Annotated in this window: 15 protein-coding genes and 1 riboswitch; of the genes, 9 read left to right on the forward strand and 6 right to left on the reverse strand. The window is 72.7% G+C overall.

The genetic code is table 11. The annotated features are described in order from the left end of the window. Positions 1-86: 86 nt before the first annotated feature. Positions 87-1,199, reverse strand: coding sequence for an MBL fold metallo-hydrolase (locus tag BLT82_RS22750; protein WP_093657793.1), 1,113 nt, complete (start codon positions 1,197-1,199; stop codon positions 87-89). A 301-nt stretch (positions 1,200-1,500) separates the two neighbouring features. Here BLT82_RS22750 and BLT82_RS22755 point away from each other — a divergent pair, with 301 nt between their 5' ends. The 4 genes from BLT82_RS22755 to BLT82_RS22770 all read left to right on the forward strand — a co-directional run bounded on the left by BLT82_RS22755 (position 1,501) and on the right by BLT82_RS22770 (position 5,293). Further along, positions 1,501-2,091 carry a carboxymuconolactone decarboxylase family protein gene (locus tag BLT82_RS22755; RefSeq protein ID WP_093657795.1) on the forward strand — a complete coding sequence of 197 codons (591 nt, stop codon included), beginning with the start codon at positions 1,501-1,503 and terminating at the stop codon, positions 2,089-2,091. Positions 2,092-2,156: 65 nt separating this feature from the next. Then, a complete protein-coding gene (locus BLT82_RS22760; protein ID WP_093657798.1) occupies positions 2,157-3,344 on the forward strand; it encodes a glutamate dehydrogenase in 1,188 nt (395 codons plus the stop codon). A 383-nt stretch (positions 3,345-3,727) separates the two neighbouring features. Continuing rightward, positions 3,728-4,348, forward strand: coding sequence for a TetR/AcrR family transcriptional regulator (locus BLT82_RS22765; RefSeq protein WP_167746063.1), 621 nt, complete (start codon positions 3,728-3,730; stop codon positions 4,346-4,348). Positions 4,349-4,375: 27 nt separating this feature from the next. Then, a complete protein-coding gene (locus BLT82_RS22770; protein ID WP_093657802.1) occupies positions 4,376-5,293 on the forward strand; it encodes a carbohydrate kinase family protein in 918 nt (305 codons plus the stop codon). On the opposite strand, the gene BLT82_RS22775 is transcribed toward BLT82_RS22770, so the two are convergent. Continuing rightward, positions 5,284-6,321 (reverse strand): DUF6745 domain-containing protein, encoded by a 1,038-nt coding sequence (locus tag BLT82_RS22775; RefSeq protein WP_093657804.1) that lies wholly within the window; start codon positions 6,319-6,321, stop codon positions 5,284-5,286. The two genes, BLT82_RS22770 and BLT82_RS22775, sit on opposite strands and share 10 nt — an antisense overlap. A gap of 92 nt (positions 6,322-6,413) precedes the next feature. Beyond that, complete coding sequence (locus BLT82_RS22780) at positions 6,414-6,740, reverse strand: hypothetical protein (RefSeq protein ID WP_093657806.1); 327 nt, start codon at positions 6,738-6,740, stop codon at positions 6,414-6,416. Between the two features lie 308 nt (positions 6,741-7,048). On the opposite strand from BLT82_RS22780, the gene BLT82_RS22790 reads away from it, so the two are divergent. The 5 genes from BLT82_RS22790 to BLT82_RS22810 all read left to right on the forward strand — a co-directional run bounded on the left by BLT82_RS22790 (position 7,049) and on the right by BLT82_RS22810 (position 12,335). Continuing rightward, positions 7,049-8,002 carry an STM4015 family protein gene (locus BLT82_RS22790; RefSeq protein ID WP_093657811.1) on the forward strand — a complete coding sequence of 318 codons (954 nt, stop codon included), beginning with the start codon at positions 7,049-7,051 and terminating at the stop codon, positions 8,000-8,002. Continuing rightward, positions 7,999-9,162, forward strand: a complete 1,164-nt coding sequence (locus BLT82_RS22795; protein WP_093657814.1) for an STM4014 family protein — start codon at positions 7,999-8,001, stop codon at positions 9,160-9,162. The genes BLT82_RS22790 and BLT82_RS22795 overlap by 4 nt, the downstream gene beginning before the upstream one ends. An 86-nt stretch (positions 9,163-9,248) precedes the next feature. Next, on the forward strand, positions 9,249-10,073 hold the full coding sequence (locus BLT82_RS22800; protein ID WP_093658074.1) for an STM4013/SEN3800 family hydrolase: 825 nt from the start codon (positions 9,249-9,251) through the stop codon (positions 10,071-10,073). After that, positions 10,070-11,413: an STM4012 family radical SAM protein gene (locus BLT82_RS22805; protein ID WP_093657816.1), complete on the forward strand. Its 1,344-nt coding sequence runs from the start codon at positions 10,070-10,072 to the stop codon at positions 11,411-11,413. Before BLT82_RS22800 ends, BLT82_RS22805 begins: the two co-directional genes overlap by 4 nt. A gap of 7 nt (positions 11,414-11,420) precedes the next feature. Next, complete coding sequence (locus tag BLT82_RS22810; protein ID WP_093657818.1) at positions 11,421-12,335, forward strand: STM4011 family radical SAM protein; 915 nt, start codon at positions 11,421-11,423, stop codon at positions 12,333-12,335. Between the two features lie 18 nt (positions 12,336-12,353). Here BLT82_RS22810 and BLT82_RS22815 read toward each other — a convergent pair whose 3' ends face one another. From BLT82_RS22815 to BLT82_RS22825, 3 genes are all read right to left on the reverse strand, one after another. Further along, a complete protein-coding gene (locus tag BLT82_RS22815; RefSeq protein WP_093657820.1) occupies positions 12,354-13,145 on the reverse strand; it encodes an SGNH/GDSL hydrolase family protein in 792 nt (263 codons plus the stop codon). Positions 13,146-13,369: 224 nt separating this feature from the next. Then, entirely contained in the window at positions 13,370-14,389 is a 1,020-nt protein-coding gene (locus BLT82_RS22820) for a M23 family metallopeptidase (RefSeq protein WP_093657822.1), read from the reverse strand. A gap of 2 nt (positions 14,390-14,391) precedes the next feature. After that, a riboswitch (cyclic di-AMP (ydaO/yuaA leader) is annotated at positions 14,392-14,554 on the reverse strand. Positions 14,555-15,016: 462 nt separating this feature from the next. After that, positions 15,017-17,113 (reverse strand): alpha-galactosidase, encoded by a 2,097-nt coding sequence (locus BLT82_RS22825; RefSeq protein WP_093657824.1) that lies wholly within the window; start codon positions 17,111-17,113, stop codon positions 15,017-15,019. Positions 17,114-17,238: the final 125 nt, after the last annotated feature.

Genomic DNA, 17,238 nt, shown 5'->3' on the forward strand with positions numbered 1-17,238 from the left:
GGCTTATGTAGCCGCCGTCGACGACATGGCAGTAGCACATGCCGAACATCGCTGCGGTGCAGAAGACGCGCCGTCCCCGATCGACGTCACCGCTCGCCCGCGAGATCGAGATCGCCGCCGTGCGTCCCGGTCGCGGCCTCGGCGCGCCGCGGGCGGCTCAACGGTTGTCCGATCGGATGGGACACGGTCCGCCACCACGGCTCATCCGGGAGCTTCCCCGCAGGCTCGAAGGGCTCGCCCGGCCGGGGGAGCGCCACCGCCTGGCCGGCCTCCTCGGCCGCGTCCTGCGTCCACTCCCCCGGCTCGTCCCACGGGTGCAGCGCCAGGTTGAACGTGGCCCAGTGGATCGGCAGCATCACCCCCGACGGCTGCCCGCCCTGGAGGTCCAGATGCGCTCGCATGCCCTCGGCCGGCGTCATGTGGATGTCGGGCCAGTACTCGCTGTACGCGCCGATCTGGATCATGGTGGCGTCGAACGGGCCGTGCTCGGCACCGATGTCCCGGAAGCCGGGGAAGTACCCTGTGTCACCGCTGTGGTAGATCCGGTGACCGGACGGGCCCTCGACGGCCCACGACGCCCAGAGGGTGTGCTGCTGGTTGCGCAGGCCGCGCCCGCAGAAGTGCCGGGCCGGGGTCGCGGTCAGCCGCAGGCCGTCCACCTGCGTCGACTCGTTCCAGTCCAGCTCCCGCAGGCGGCTCTCCGCGACGCCCCAGCGCTCCAGGTGCGCCCCCACCCCCAGCGGTACGGCGAAGAGCGTGTCCGTCGAGGCCAGGGCGCGGATCGAGGGGAGGTCGAGGTGGTCGTAGTGGTCGTGGGAGATGACGACCACGTCCACCGGGCCGAGGGCGGCCAGCGGCAGCGGCACGGCGTGGAGCCGCTTCGGTCCGGCGAAGGCGAACGGTGAGCAGCGCCGGCCCCAGACCGGGTCGAAGAGCACGCGCTTGCCGTCGATCTCCGCGAGCACGCTGGAGTGGCCCATCCAGGTGAGCCGCAGCCCCGAGGCCGGGGGCCCGGCGAGGTCCTCGAGCGTGGTGGGGTGCACGGGTATCGGAGCGGCGGGGCCGCGGCGTCTGCGGGACTCTTTCCGGAAGTAGATCTTCGCGAACTCGAGTGTCGATCCGGACGGCCTGGTCCGGGCTGCCACGGGGTTCCGGAACACCCCGTCGGCGAAATTCGGGGAGCGGCGGATCCGCTCCATCCGCTCTCCGGCGGGGTCTGCCCCGAAGGCAACGGGCCGCAGCGATCGCAGCCGGGAGCGCAGCGGGTGCGGGGAACCTGCGCCGGTCACGGGACCTCCTGAGGTCTTCGGTTCGTTCCATTATCGGTGGATGTCACGGGACGCCGGGGTCCGTGAAGCGGAGGCGACGAGCCTCCCACGGCAACCGCAACGTACGAGGCCCGGAAAAAATGCCGGAGGCCGCGTCCGGCGGATGTCACATCCGGCACCACCCCTTCCGTCGTACGGGCGACGGAACACATCACGACCGAGGAGCCCCGCCATGGCCCGCATCTCCCTCTCCCCGCCCCGCACGCTCTTCTACCGCGCGATGGAGTGGTACTCCAATCGGACGTACGGGAAGGTCCTCGACCCCGCGAAGGCGCTGGCGCACAACCCGAAGGTGCTCCGGTCCGATCTGCGGTTCGAACTCGCGGTCGCGAAGTGGAACCGGCTGGACGCCGACCTCAAGGCGCTCGCCGTGATGGCGTCGGCCGCCTCGATCGGCTGCAGCTGGTGCATGGACTTCGGGCACTGGGAGAACCAGCGGCGGGGCATGGACGTCCGCAAGGTGCACGACGTACCGGTGTGGCGGGAAAGTGACGCGTACACCCCGCTGGAGCGCGACGTGATGGAGTACGCGGAGGCCATGACGGCCAATCCGCCGGAGGTCACCGACGAGCTGGCCGGGCGGCTGCTGACGGCCCTGGGCGAGGCCGCGTACGTGGAGCTCACGGCGATGGTCGCGGTGGAGAATCTGCGGTCGCGCATGAACTCCGCGCTCGGCCTGACCAGCCAGGGCTTCAAGGACCACTGCGAGGTGCCGGGGCGGCCCGGGGCGGCCGGGGCGTCGGCCGCCGGCGACTCGCGTTGACAGGCCGTCCACGGCCTCCGGATACTGACCGGCGGTTCAGTTGGTTGTCGTATCCGGAGGCGTCCGTGTCCCAGCCCAGCCCGCTCGTCTCGCTCACCTGGACCGACCACGTCACCGGGCGGCGGGGCCACCTCGTGATCGACCGCCTCGTCCGCGGGGTGTGCAGCGGAGGTCTGCGGATGCGCGAGGACTGCACCCTGGACGAGGTCGCCGGGCTGGCCCGGGGCATGACCATGAAGGAGGCCCTCCACTACGACCCGGAGGCAAGGTACGTCCCGCTCGGCGGCGCGAAGGGCGGAATCGACTGCGATCCGAGGTCGCCGGAGGCATACGGCGTACTGGTCCGCTACCTGATGGCGATGCGGCCGTACATCGAGCGCATGTGGACCACCGGCGAGGACCTGGGGCTCACCCAGGACGTCATCGACAGGGCCGCCACCGAGGCCGGGCTGGTCTCCACGGTGCAGGCCGTGTATCCGCTGCTCGACGACGAGACGGCGGGGCGGCGGCGGCTGGCCGACGCGTTCGCCCTCGACGTCGACGGGATCGGGCTCGACGAGCTCGTCGGCGGCTGCGGGGTCGCCGAGTCCGTACTCACAGCCCTGGAACGCGCGGACGTGCCCCGCGAGGGCACCCGGGTCTCGGTGCAGGGCTTCGGCACGATGGGCGGGGCGGCGGCCCGCTTCCTCTCCCGCGCAGGTCTGCGGATCGTGGCCGTGGCCGACGTCAAGGGGACGATCGCCCACCCGGACGGCCTCGACGTGGAGGCGCTGCTCGCCGCCCGGGACTCCTTCGGCACGGTCGACCGCGCGGCACTGCGCCCCGGCGATCTCGAACTGCCCGGTGACGCCTGGCTGTCCGCGGACGCGGAGGTCCTCGTGCCCGCCGCGGTCTCGTACGCCGTCGATCCGGCCAACCAGTCCGAGATCCGCGCACGTTGGATCGCGGAGGCGGCGAACATGCCGGTGCTTCCGGAGGCGGAGGAACTACTGCGGGCCCGGGGCGTCACCGTGCTGCCGGACGTCGTCGTGAACTCGGGGACGAACGCCTGGTGGTGGTGGACGCTCTTCGGTGACATCGGCGCCGACGCGGACGAGGCGTTCGACCACACCCGGCGGTCCATGCGAGCACTGGTCGACCGGATGCTCACCCGCGCGGACGCGGACGGCACGACCCCGCGCGCCGCGGCCCACGCGATCGTGGCCGACCGCCTGCCGCTGATCCTGGAACGCTTCGGCCCGTACGGCCGGTAGGCGCGTTTCGGCCTGTACGGCCGGTGGCCAATGGGGCATCGCCGGCCGGACCGGGCGGCCCGCCGGGCTGCCGGGCTGCCGGGCTGCCGGGCTGCCGGGCTGGGCCGAGGGTACGCCGTGTGGGGCGGCGGCCCCGGCCACGGAGGGGCGACGCACCGCGCTCGGGCAGGCGGCCCCGGGGCCGCCTGCAGGCACGGCCCTCGAACCGAAGGCAGCCCTCCGCATGACCTCGGGCCGAGCCGCCTGCCCCGGCGGGAAGCGCCGGTCTTCCCCGTGTGCTGCCGCGCGGATCGGGGTGAGCCGGCTGCCCTTCGGCGCATCCTGGGCCGCGTGACCGAACGGCGACCGCCGGCTCTCGCGACACGCGTGTGTAGGGTGACCGGGTGACGAGAGTCCGGTTGAGCGTGGCGCAGCGGCAGGAGGAACTGCTGCGGGCCGCCGTGGAGCAGATCGAGGTCCGCGGGGTGGCCGCCGTCCGGATCGCCGACGTCGCCTCCGCCCTCGGTGTGAGCAACGCCTTGGTGCTGTACCACTTCTCGTCGAAGGAGAAGCTCGTCGCTGCCGCCTTCGCCTATGCGGCGGAGGGCGATCTGGCGCATCTGCGCAAGATCCTCGGGCGCCGGACCTCCGCGGTGCGGCGGTTGCGAACCGCCGTCCGCTGGTACGCCCCGACCGGGCAGGCCAAGGGGTGGCGACTGTGGATCGAGGGCTGGGCGGCGGCGCTGCGGGAGCCCGCCCTGCGCGAGGTGTCCCGGGATTTCGACCGCCGGTGGAAGGCGGAACTCACGGCGGTCATGGCGGAGGGCGCCGCGGCCGGCGAGTTCCACTGCGCGGATCCGTCGTCGGCGGCCTGGCGGCTGACGGCACTGCTCGACGGCCTCGGCGTGCAGATGACGTCGTATGCGGGCTCGCTCGGCCGGGCCACCATGCTGGTTTGGGCCGAGGAAGCGCTCGCCCGTGAACTGGGGCTGGACCGCGAGGCGTTGACCGGGCAGAGTGCCTAGCCGGGCAGGTACGCGGAGAGGAAGACGGTGTCGGCGCAGAGCACGGAACAGTCCGCCCTCGACGTACTCGTGGTCGGTGGCAGTGGGGTCGACACGGTCGTTCGGGTCGGCACCCTGCCGGTGCCGCAGGTGGACTCGATCGGGGTGCCGCCGATCCGGGAGTGGGCGGGCCACACCGGCGGCAATGTCGCCCTCGGCTGCCGGGCCCTCGGACTCGGTGTGACCTTCCTGGACTTCATCGGTGAAGACCTGCCGGGCGAGCAGGTGCGCGAGCGGCTGGCCGGCGGCGGCGTGGACTTCGAGCATCTGGTCTCCCCCACCGGAACCCGGCGTGCGGTGAACCTGGTCGACGACACGGGCCGCAGGATGTCGTTCTACGACGCCCGCGACCCGGGCGACCTGCGGATGCCGCGCGACTTCTACCTCCCTCATCTGCGACGCGCCCGCCACGTCCATCTGTCGATCATGAACTTCGCCCGGTTCCTGTACGACGACATCGCGGAACTCGGGGTGCCCGTGTCGACCGATCTCCACGACTGGGACGGAGTGGACGACCACCACCGGGACTTCGCGCTGCGCTCGGACGTGGTGTTCCTGAGCGCGGCCGGCGCGGGCGAACGGATCGCGTCGGTGATGCGGGAGATCCTGCGCGAGGGGCGCGCGGAGGCGGTCGTCGCCACGGCCGGGGCCGGCGGCTCGTACCTGATGACCCGCGACGGCGGCCGCACGCCCCGCCCCATACCGGCGACGGTGCCGCCCTCACCGGTGGTGGATTCCAACGGCGCGGGCGACGCGTACGTCTCCGGCTTCCTCTACGGCCGGCTGGCGGGCCGCCGCGTCGAGGACTGCGCACGCCTGGGCGCGGTCGCCGGCGCCTACGCCTGTACGGGCAACGGCAGTTCGGCGCTCATCGGCCGCGAGGGCCTGGATTCCGCTCAGGTCTGACGCACGGGAACATACGCCTCGGCATCCAGCCCGAAGGTCCAGGCGACACCCTCCTTCGCGGTCCGGGTCGCGGGCGGCACCCGCAGCCAGTACGTCTTGTGCGTGCCGTCCGGTTCGGGCGTGGAGTTGACCACTTCCACCATCGTGACGTCCTCGTCGTCGGCCAGCGCGATCCGCCACAGCACACCGGTCTCGTCGCGGTGCACGGGGCGGGCGTCCGACTCGGCCAGATAGCGGTCGTAACCGTAGAACTCCAGCATCACCCGGCGCAGTTCGGCGTTCTCCTCGCCGCGTATGCGCTCGGGGGTGAGCGAGGCGAGTCCGGCCAGGAACTCGGCCGGTACGGGCATGCCGCGCCAGGCGTGGAGCGCGAAGCCGTCCGGGAAAGCGAGCGCGGGGCCGTCGCCGCGGTCGAGCCGGCCGGCCTCGTCGCGGTGCAGTTCCACGGGCCGTTCGCAGATCACCACCGCTTTCTCGAACGGCCACCACCAGCCCGCGTGCTCCGCCACCCGGGCCAGGCCGGCGAGCCGGTCGCTGCGGCCGTCGAAGGCGGCGAGCCAGGCCGCGTCGTGCTGGCCCAGGACCGCGTCCAGCAGGACCAGACGGACCGCCTTCCGTTCGGCGTCCGCGGCCTCGGGGTCGACTCCGGCAAGGACGGCGGCCTCCTCGGCCAGGGCGTCTGCCGCTCCCGTCCGTATCCGCTCGGCGAGCGCGCGCGTGGTGTCCCACAGCAGCGCGCCGCTCCTGCCCCACAACTCCGTCCAGCCCGCGGGGCCGAGGGCGTCGTGGACGCGGCGGCGTTCCTCCGCCCAGGGCACCGTCCTCACCTCGTCCCGCACCGAGCGGCCCGCGTCGGTCAGCGACCGCACCGCCGTCACGGCGGCCCTGGGCGAGCCCACCCACACGAAGCGCTCGGGCTCCGCGAGTCCGGCCGTGCGGTAGGCGAGCCGGACCCCGTCCTCCGCGGCCTCCCGGTCGGCCGGGCCCGTCGCCGCCGCCACGGCCCGCCACTTGTCCATGTACTGCATCCCGAATCCCCGTCCCCTGATTCCCTGTCCCGTGTCCCGCTGTCCCGCTGTGTAGCGCCGCCCGCCGGTCCGTCGCCGTCGCGGGCCGGCACTCAGTCCGCGACGATCCGCACGGCGCCCGGGATGTACTCCCGCTGGCGCACCACCCGGTACCAGCCCCTGGGCAGGGGTATCGGCGCGTGCTCCTCGTGCACCACCCGGCCGCCCTCCGGGAGATGGAGGAGCATCGGCCCGGACGAGCCGGCCTCGCGGAAGAGCCGCCCCGGCCCCGTGACCGCGTGGGCGTGACCCGTGACCTCGCCGAGCGCCAGCACCAGCCGCCCCCGGCCGTCCCTCGGTTCCCCCTGCGCGTCCTCGGCACGGGCGGGGACGGCGTCCTCCGCGACGGGCACGATCAGCACATCTCCCTGCCGGTACATGGCTCTCCCCTCGACCGTCGGCGCCAGGTGCGCCGGGCTGTGATCGAAGCTAGAGGCAGGGTCTGACAGTCCGCGTCACCAGTCGATCCAACCGTCCTCGCCCACGACCGGTCCCGTCGACCGCGGCCGCCCCACCGGGCCGGTCGTGGTGTTCCGTCGCTCGGCGACCTCGTGCCCGGATCCCCCATGCGCACGCCACGGGCCGCCGATGGCCGTCGGGGCGCCCCGCGGCGGGCCCTGTCAGTGGCGCTTGGTAGAACTGCTCGCACATCAGCCGATCATCGCCGTTCGCTGTCTGGAGCATCGTCATGACCATTGGGGTCCATCTGCAGGAGCTGCACGGCCTGCCCGCGTTCGACTTCCCCGGCGCCGACGCGAAGTCCGGCGAGCTGCCGGACCCCGCGTCCGTCGCCTGGCGGATCGGCGTGGACGCGTACGAGAGCGAGGAGGCGTGGCAGGACGCCTTCGCACGCTTCGCCGCCGCCGTGGACACCACGAAGGTCCGGGCCCTGATCGTGGGCGCGTGGAGCGATGTCTACGACAGCGGTCCCGACGAGGTGTTCGCGGCGCTGCTCGGCGCGCGCGAGCGGCTGCCGGAGCTGCGGGCGCTGTTCGTCGGCGACATCACCTTCGAGGAGTGCGAGATCTCCTGGATCAACCAGGGCGATGTCACCCCGCTGCTCGACGGCTTCCCGGAGCTGGAGGAGTTCGGGGTGCGAGGCGGCATGGGCCTGGGGTTCGGCGCCGCCCGCCACGAGCGCCTGCGGACGCTCGTGGTCGAGAGCGGTGGTCTGCCGGCCGAGGTGGTGCGGGGCGTGGCCTCCTGCGAGCTGCCCTCGCTGGAGAACCTGGACCTGTGGCTCGGCACCTCCGGCTACGGCGGGGACGCCGAACTCGCCGATCTGGAGCCGTTCCTCGCCGGCACCCGGCTTCCGGAGCTCCGGTGTCTCGCGCTGCGCAACAGCGAGATCCAGGACGAGATCGCCGCGGCCCTCGCGGCGGCCCCGGTCGTCGCCCGGCTGGAGGTACTGGACCTGTCGATGGGCACCCTGGGCGACCAGGGAGCGGCCGCGCTGCTCGAGGGCCAGCCCCTCACCCATCTCAGGAAGCTGGATCTCCACCACCACTTCGTCAGCGAACCGATGGCCGAGCGCATACGCGGCTCGCTGGAGCCCTCCGGAGTGAGCGTCGACCTCGACGACGAGCAGGAGCCGTGGGACGACGACGAGGACAACGGCCGGTTCACCGCGGTGGCCGAGTGAGACCGGCGGCGTCGCGGCGCTTCGCCGTCGTCGGCGTCCCGGGGAACCGCCGGGTCGCGTTCTTCCAGCGGGCCCTGCGGACGGCGGGGCTGCCCGAGGCGCGTGTGGTGCCGTGGCTGGACGTCCTTCGGGGCCGGGCGGCGTTCTCCGCCGGTGAGACCGTGCGGATCGACTCGCCCGGTGAGGACCCGGAGGTCGACCGGCTGCTGCGCGGGGTCGAGGACCCGTCCAGGGTCGAGGGCACCGGCCGCTGGTACGCCCGCTTCACGGAAGCCGTGCGGGAATTGGCGGATTCCGTGCGCGCGGCGGGCGGCACGCTGCTGGACGACCCGGACGAGCTCGCCGTGCTGTTCGACAAGCGGCTGTGCCACGAGCGGCTCACTGCGGCCGGGGTGGCGGTGCCGCCGTCGCCCACCTCGGGCGCCGCGGCACCCGCGGTTCGCGGCTGGGACGACGTGCGGGCCGTCCTCGCCGAACCGGGGTACCGCCGCGCGTTCGTGAAGCTCGCCCACGGCTCCTCGGCATCCGGCGTCCTGGCAGTGGAGTTCGCCGGCGGCGGCCGCATCCGGGCCACGACGTCGGTGGAACGGACGCCGGACGGAAAACTGTTCAACTCGCTCAGGCTGCGCCGCTACACCGCCGAACCGGAGATCGCCGCGATCGTGGACGCCCTCGCGCCCGACGGTCTGCACATCGAGCGCTGGCTGCCGAAGGCCGTCCAGCACGGCAGGGCCGCCGATCTGCGGGTGGTGGTGGTCGCGGGCCGGGCCACGCACGCCGTGGTGCGGACGAGCCGTTCCCCGCTGACCAATCTCCATCTGGGCGGCCTGCGGGGTGACCTGGCCGAGGCCCGGGCCGCGGTACGGGCCGCCGGCCGCAGCTGGCGCGACGACGTGCTGGGGCTCTGCGAGCGGACGGCCGGCCGCTTCCCGGGAACCCTGTGCGTCGGAGTCGACCTGCTGCCGGCCACGGGCTGGCGCCGGTTCGCCGTCGGCGAGGTCAACGCCTTCGGCGACCTCCTGCCGGGGCTGACGGGACTGCCGGGGAGTGGCAGCGAAGGCCTCGACACCTATGCGGCGCAGGTCGCCGCCGTACATCCGCACCATGAGGAACCACCATGCACCCAGCCCCTCCCGGCCGGACCGGTCCGGCCGGCATGACAGAGCCCACCCTCGCGACGGACGCGGCCGGCGCGGTGGAGCCGGCCGGCTCCACAGTCCTCGCCGCCACGGCGCCCCCGATCGACATGCGGTCGATCGTCGGCACGGACGACCTGCTGCTCGTCACCCTCGACACGCTGCGCTTCGACGTCGCGGAGGAGCTGGCGGCAGCCGGCCGCATCCCGCACCTGGCCCGTCATCTGCCGGGCGGCCGCTGGGAGCGGCGGCACGCCCCGGGCAGCTTCACCTTCGCCTCGCACCAGGCGATCTTCGCCGGTTTCCTGCCGACGCCCGCGGCCCCCGGCCCCCACCCCCGGCTGTTCGCCGCCCGGTTCGCGGGCAGTGAGACCACCGCCGACGGCACGTTCGTCTACGACACCCCCGACCTGGTCTCCGGGCTGGCCGGCGCCGGGTACCGGACCGTGTGCATCGGCGGGGTCGGCTTCTTCAACCGGCAGGCACCGCTCGGCACCGTGCTGCCGGGAATGTTCCAGGAGAGCCACTGGGAGCCGGAGTTCGCAGTGGCCTCCCCCACTTCCTTCGAGGCGCAGGTCGCAAGGGCAGAGGAGGTCGTCGCCGCGCTCCCCGCGGACCGGCGGCTGTTCCTGTTCGTCAACGTCTCGGCCCTGCACCAGCCCAACTGGTTCCATCTGCCCGGCGCAACACGGGAGGCGGGCGACTCGCGCGAGACCCACGCGGCGGCACTGGAGTACGTCGACCGGCACATCGGCCGGCTGTTCGCCGCGGCGGGCAGCCGCCGGCGCTGCCTCGCGATCGTCTGCTCCGACCACGGCACGGCGTACGGCGACGACGGGTACACCGGCCACCGGCTCGGCCACGAGGTCGTGTGGACCGTGCCGTACGCGCAGTTCTTCCTGCCCGGACCCGACGCGTCGGAGGGGGCCCGGTGAACGGCGCGGCGCACGGGATCCGCCCGTACCTGAGCTATGTCTACGCCTATCCGCACAAGACGTCGTACCGTCCCCTGCCGGACCGTCCCGCGCTGCGCGAACTGTGGACCGGGGAGGGGAGGGACGCGCTGTCCCTCTACCTGCACATCCCGTTCTGCGAGGTCCGCTGCGGTTTCTGCAATCTCTTCACCCGGATCGGCGCTCCCGGCGAGCTGACGACGCGGTACCTCGACGCGCTGGAGCGGCAGGCGGTCGCCGTGCGGGACGCCCTGGGCGACGAGGACCCGGTCCGGTTCGCCGCCGCCGCCTTCGGCGGCGGCACTCCGACCTTCCTCACGGCCGGGGAGCTGGAGCGGCTCTGCGACATCGCCGAGAAGCGGATGGGCGCCGATCTGCGCGCCGTGCCGCTTTCGGTGGAGACGTCCCCCGCCACCGCGACCGCCGACCGCCTCGCGGTCCTCGCCGAGCGCGGCACGACCCGGCTGAGCATCGGCGTCCAGAGTTTCGTGGACGAGGAGGCGAGGGCCGCCGTCCGTCCGCAGCGGCGGGCCGACGTGGAGGCCGCGCTCGGCCGCATCCGGGAGACCGGCGTGCCGGTCCTCAACATCGATCTGATCTACGGTATCGACGGCCAGACGGAGGCGACCTGGCGGCACTCCCTCGACGCGGCGCTCGCCTGGCACCCCGAGGAGCTGTATCTGTATCCCCTCTACGTCCGGCCGCTGACGGGGCTCGGCCGGCAGGACGACGCCGGAGGAGACGCCGCCTGGGACGAGCAGCGGCTGCGGCTCTACCGGCAGGGCCGGGACCATCTGCTGTCGCACGGCTACGAGCAGGTCTCCATGCGGATGTTCCGCCGTCCCGGCGGGCAGGGCACCGCACCGCGCGGCCCGGACGACCACGCCTGCCAGACCGACGGCATGATCGGCCTCGGCTGCGGGGCCCGGTCGTACACCTCCGGACTGCACTACTCCTTCGACTACGCCGTCGACATGCGCCGGATACGCACGATCATCGACGACTACACGGAGACGGCGGACTTCACCCGCGCCGAGGTCGGCAGGCGGATCGACGGCGGCGAGGCCCGGCGCCGCCATCTGCTGCAGTCGCTGCTCCAGGCACAGGGCCTGGAGGTGGCCGCCTACCGGGACCGTTTCGGCGGCACGCCCGCCGAGGACTTCCCCGACGAGCTGGCCGCGTTCGCGGGGCGCGGCTGGCTGGAGGAGAGCGGGGGTCTGCTGCGGCTCACCCCGGAGGGTCTGGCGTACTCGGACGCGCTCGGCCCCGAGCTGTTCTCGCCCGCCGTACGCGACGCGATGGCCGCGTACGAGCCGAAGTGAGGCCGCGATGGATCTGACCGTGCTGTACCGCGGGCCGCTGGCGTCGTGCGACTACGACTGTCCCTACTGTCCCTTCGCCAAACGGCGGGACAGCAGGGAGCAGTTGCGGGCCGACCGCGCTGCACTGGAGAGGTTCGCGGGCTGGGCGGCGGCCCGGGAGGGCGAGGACCGGCTGTCGGTGCTGTTCACCCCGTGGGGCGAGGGGCTGGTGCGCTCCTGGTACCGGCGTGCGCTGACGGAGCTGTCCCGGCTGCCGCACGTCCGCAGGGTCGCCGTCCAGACCAATCTGAGCTGCCGCACGGACTGGCTGGACGGCGCCGACCCGGACACCCTGGCGCTGTGGTGCACGTACCACCCGGGCCAGACACCGTACGACCGCTTCCTCGGCAAGTGCCGGGACCTGGTGGCGCGCGGGATCAGGTTCAGCGTCGGCATCGTCGGCTTCGAGGAGCATCTGGAGGCGGCGCGCCGGCTGCGGGCGGACCTCCCGGACCGCGTCTATCTGTGGGTCAACGCGGCGGAGGGGCACACGTACACGGACGAGGAGGCCGCCCGCTGGACGGCGCTGGACCCCCTCTTCCCGTACAGCCGGCATCCGCACCGCTCGGCCGGTCTGCCCTGCCGTACGGGCGAGTCGGTCGTCTCGGTGGACGGCGACGGCACCGTGCGGCGCTGCCATTTCGTGCGATCCGAGCTGGGCAATCTCTACGACGGCTCCTACCGTGCGGCGCTGGGCCCGCGGGCCTGCCCGCTCGCGGTGTGCGACTGCCACATCGGCTATGTCCATCTGGAGTCGCTGCCGCTGTACGACGTGTTCGCCGGCGGGGTGCTGGAGCGGATCCCCGCCGGGTACCGGGACTCCGGGCCGGGCGGCGCGGGCACGACGAGCCGGGGCGGCGGCGCGGGCTCGCGCCCGGGCTGACGCCCGGACCGGGCCCGATCAGAGCGGCAGCAGGTCCGGACGCTTCGGCTCGACGTGGTCGCCGGACGACTCGCCCCGCAGCCGCCGTCCGATCCAAGGCACGAGGTGCTCGCGGGCCCACTGGATGTTGTCGCGGCGGACCTCGAGGCTGCCGCGCGGCGGCTGCGGGGGCCACGGCTGGTCCGGGTCGGCGGGCACGTCCAGACCGAGCACCTGCGCCGCGCGCAGCGCCACGCGGGTGTGGCCCTCGGGCGAGAGGTGCAGCCGGTCGCCGTCCCAGGCCCGCCGGTCCTGCACGGACTTGAGCGACCAGAGGTCGAGGACGGGGCAGTCGTAGCGGTCGGCGATGGCGCGGACGTGCGCGGAGTAGGTGGCGATCTTGCCCCGGAGGTGGCGGAGAACCGGCACCCCGCGGGTGTCGAACCCGGTTGTCACCATCACCGTGCCCACGGAGGCGGTGAGTTCGGCGACCGCCCGCTCGAAGCGTTCGGCGACGTCGTCGGGGTCGCTGCCGGGCCGGATGATGTCGTTCCCGCCGGCGCAGAACGTCACGAGATCGGGGGCGAGTTGCCTGGCCCGCGGGACCTGCTCCTCCACGATCTGGTCGAGGAGCCTGCCGCGTACGGCGAGATTGGCGTAGCGGAAGGTGTGTTCCGGTAGGCGGTCGTCCAGCAGCACCGCGAGGCGGTCCGCCCAGCCGACGAACCGTCCGTCGGGTCCGGGGTCTCCGACGCCCTCGGTGAAGCTGTCACCGATCGCCGCGTACGACCCGAAGGAGTCCTTTGCTCGTGATCGCGAATCATCTGCCACGTCGAGTCATCATTCACGTCGTGAAGTGACCTACGCCACCGTAGGGAGGGGTTGACGGCGCGTGATATAGACCACCAGGTCAGTTTTCGGCAAAGCGGGAATAGCCTCCGAGCGGTCCGCCACCCGTTGCCGGCTCGGCTGCGGAGGCCGGCACGAAGCCGTCCGCCGGCCCCCTGCGCGGGACCGGTGGACGGAGGGACGCCGCGTGAGGTACGGACGTGGCGTCAGATCGAGACCCCGTGCCGGCGCAGGTAGGCCAGCGGGTCGATGTCCGATCCGTAACCGGGGCCGGTACGGATCTCGAAGTGCAGGTGCGGGCCGCTGGAGTTGCCCGTCGAACCGGACAGCCCGATCTGCTGGCCGCCCGTGACGCTCTCGCCGGAGGAGATGGAGAGCTGGGACAGGTGGGCGTACTGCGAGTAGGTGCCGTCGTGGTGCTTGATGACGACCTCGTTGCCGTACGCGCCGCTCCAGCCGGCCGAGACGACGGTGCCCGGGCCGACGGCCTTCACGGACGTGCCGGTGGAGGCGATGAAGTCCACACCCGTGTGGTAGCCGCTCGACCACATGGCGCCCGCGGTCTTGTACGCCGTGCCGACGCCGCCGACCACCGGGGAGAACCAGCCCGAGGGGATGTTCTTGACGGCGGTGTCGGCGGCCGGGGCCTGGACGGGGGCCGCCGCGGGGGCCGCGGCACCGCGGTCGGCGGTACGGGAGGCACGCTCGGCGGAGGCGGCCGGCTTCTCGGCCTTGGCCCGGGTCTCGGCCGGGGCCTCGGCCTTCGCCGGGGCGGCGGCCTTGCGCTCGGACTTCGACGCGGCGGCCTTCGACTGGACCTTCGGCTGCGGCTTGGCGTCGCCCTGGGCCTTCGGCTTGCCGTGGAGGCTGAGCTTCAGACCCGGGTGGATCAGCGAGGGGTTCTCGCCGACGGCGGCACGGTTGTCGGCGTACAGCTTCTTCCAGCCGCCCGCGACGTCCTGCTCGGCGGCGATCTTCGACAGGTAGTCACCCGCCACGACGGTGTAGGCCTTGGCCGCCTTGCCGGCCTGCGGAGCCTGGGGGACGAGAGCCTTGTGGGCGGTCGGGGCGGCGTGTCCGGCGGCGGGCGCGGACTGCCCGGCGGCGCTCGCGCCGGCGGCACCGAAGAACGGGATGGCGATGGCGGCTCCGCCCGTACCGGCGGCGACGAATCCGCGCTTGAACGGGCTGGTCCTCGGACGGCGGTGCTTCCCCTTACCGGGCATGGCTCATTCCTCTCCGCCGCCTGCGAGGTGAGCTGTCGGGTTCGGGCTGGAGCTGCCCGGCCGCGCTGGGGACACGGCTTCACCCCGAGCCGTCCGGGATCACGGAACGGCGCAGTACCTGGGTCCCCCGCTCCTGCCACATGTGGGTGGGTGCGATATTCCGGACGGCGGCAGGATTAGGCGTTCCGACCGGATTGCGGTGACCGTAAGCGAGCCGGGTCGGCATGAACAAGCCGTCATTTCCCCCCTGAATCGAAGTGCCGGATATCAGCGCACATTTCCCGGTCACGCTCCGTGGATTACGGATCTTCGATTTCCACGCGGGCAAGGGAGTTGGACCGTCGGGCACTCCACGGAACGTCACGGATATGATTCAGCTCACGGGCGGATGCCATCTCATTTCCAACCGGGGCGCGTTACCTGAAAACGGCCAATTCGGACACATCACTCATTGCGGGTGCAATGCAATTTAGGGTGCGAGCGGCGCGTAAAACCCTCTTCCGCATCTACAGGCGGAATTCCATTCGCACAACGCGTCGAATGCCGTGATTCATCCCGCCCGCGCACACCGCGCCGCGCCTCCCCGCACCCGGCCCTGCCGGGATCCCGATGCGTCCGCGCCGTGGCTCACAGGCGCCGGAAGCGCAGCACGGCCGCGTCGAGGTCCCCGCGGAGGCCGGTGTGGAGCCCGTGGTGGAGGAGCACGGCGCCGCGATGGCGGCGGCCGGTGTCCCGGCACTCGTACTCCGCCGCGGGGTCGAGGCCGCGCAGCCGGAGCGGCGGCGGGCGCTCGCCGTAACGCTGGGCAGGCAGCCAGGCCAGGACCGCCACCTCGTCGCCGCGTACGTACTGCACGGCACTCAGCACGTCCTCCGGCGGGCGCAGCCGGTACAGCTCGCCGTGCTGGACGACCGGTCTGATCTCCTTGTAGAGATCCACCCAGCCGCGCGCCTCGGCCAGCTCCGCCTCGCTCCATCCGGTGAGATCGCCGCCGATGCCGAGCACCCCGGCCATCGCGCTGACGAAGCGGAAGCGCAGCGAGCTGACCCGTCCGTTGAGTTGGACGTTCGGGCTGTCCGTGACCCAGGCGGCCATGACCCGCGCCGGGTGCAGCTGCCCGAAGCCGTGCTGGATCGCGAGCCGGTCCAGCGGATCGGTGTTGTCGGACGTCCACACCTGGTCGGTACGGGAGAGGATGCCCAGGTCGATCCGGCCGCCGCCGCCCGAGCAGGACTCGAAGGCGACCCGGGGGTGAGCGGCCCGCAGCCGGTCCAGCAGGGCGTACAGCCCGTGGACGTGCTCGACCCAGAGCCGCTGCGGGTACGGCTCCCCGGGCCAGCCGGCGTCCGTGAAACAGCGGTTGAAGTCCCACTTCACGTAGTCGACGGGGGCGGAGGACAGCAGCGCGTCGAGCTGCTCCCAGAGGTGCTCGCGGACGTCCTCGCGGGCGAGGTTCAGCACGAGCTGGTTCCGGAACTCGGTACGCGTCCGGCCCGGATGGTGCTGGACCCAGTCCGGGTGCGCCCGGTACAGGTCGCTGTCGGCGTTCACCATCTCCGGTTCGACCCAGATCCCGAACCGCATCCCGAGCGCGTGGGCCTCGTCGGCGAGCGGTTTCAGTCCCCGCGGGAAGCGGTCCGGATTCGGGGTCCAGTCTCCCAGTCCGGCCCGGTCGCTCGTCCGCCGCCCGAACCAGGCGTCGTCGACCACGAACAGCTCCACCCCCATCGCCGCCGCCCGCACCGCCAGTTCGCGCTGCTGCTCCTCGGAGATGTCGAAGCCCGTCGCCTCCCAGGAGTTGTAGAGGACGGGCCGGGAGGCCCCGGCGTCGGGCACGACATGGGCCAGCTGCCAGGCGTGCCAGGCCCGGCTGGCGGCACCGAACCCGCCGTCGCTCCACAGCCCCGCGAACACCGGTGAGACATAGGTCTCACCGGGCCCGAGCAGCAGCAGCCCGGAGTCGTCGTGGCCCGCTCCGCCGGCGATCTGCACCTGCCCGTCGGGCAGGTACTGGACGGCGATGCGCCAGGACCCCGACCAGCCCAGGGCGCAGCCGTACACCTCTCCCGACTCCTCCGTGGCCGCGCCGTCGTCCACGGCGACCCAAGGGAGGTGCTGGTGACCGGTGTGGCCCCGGCGCGAGCCGATCAGCTTCTCGCCGTGGGTGAGCTCGGAGCGTACGAGCCGGGACTCCGCCGCCCACCTTCCGTGGAGCTGTGAGAGACGGCGGCGGTCGCGCGGCGGGAGCGTGAAGACGGCGGCGTCGGCACGCAGCAGCTCCGGCGCGGGCCCGTCGCCGGTGCGCGTGACGGTGACCCAGCGCTCGATCACGTCGGCGTCGTCCCGCATCCGGTAGTGCAGGCCGAGCAGGAGTCCGTGCACCGGATCCTCGAAGTCGAGCCGCAGCACGTCCTCGCCGTGCCCCTCGTGGGCCGCCACGAAGCGCCACTCGGTGCCGCGGACCTCGGGGGTGCGCACGGACAGCGCCGGGCGCACGAATCGGGGGCCGCCCTCGACCGGGTACTCCTCGTGCCCGTCCAGGCGCGACTCGAAGGGCCGGTACGGCGGGAGGGGATCGGCGGCCAGTGCCTCGGCGTCGGCCGGCGCGATGCGCGGTCCCCAGTGGAGATGCAGGAGTTCGTCCCGCTCGGTGAGCAACAGTGCGTAGCTACTCTTCGTACCGGACAGAAGCCAGATCCGACCGTCGCCGACCGTCTCGATCATCCAGACCCCTCAGATTCGAACAACTCCGCACATCATCGGGCGGAATTCGGCTGCACGGCAACGGCCTTGCCGGTACGGGTCGAAATAATTGCCTGAGGAATCGATGTCGTAGTGTCAGCACCGCG

The organism is Streptomyces wuyuanensis (assembly GCF_900103455.1).
In the GTDB taxonomy this organism is placed as follows: domain Bacteria; phylum Actinomycetota; class Actinomycetes; order Streptomycetales; family Streptomycetaceae; genus Streptomyces; species Streptomyces wuyuanensis.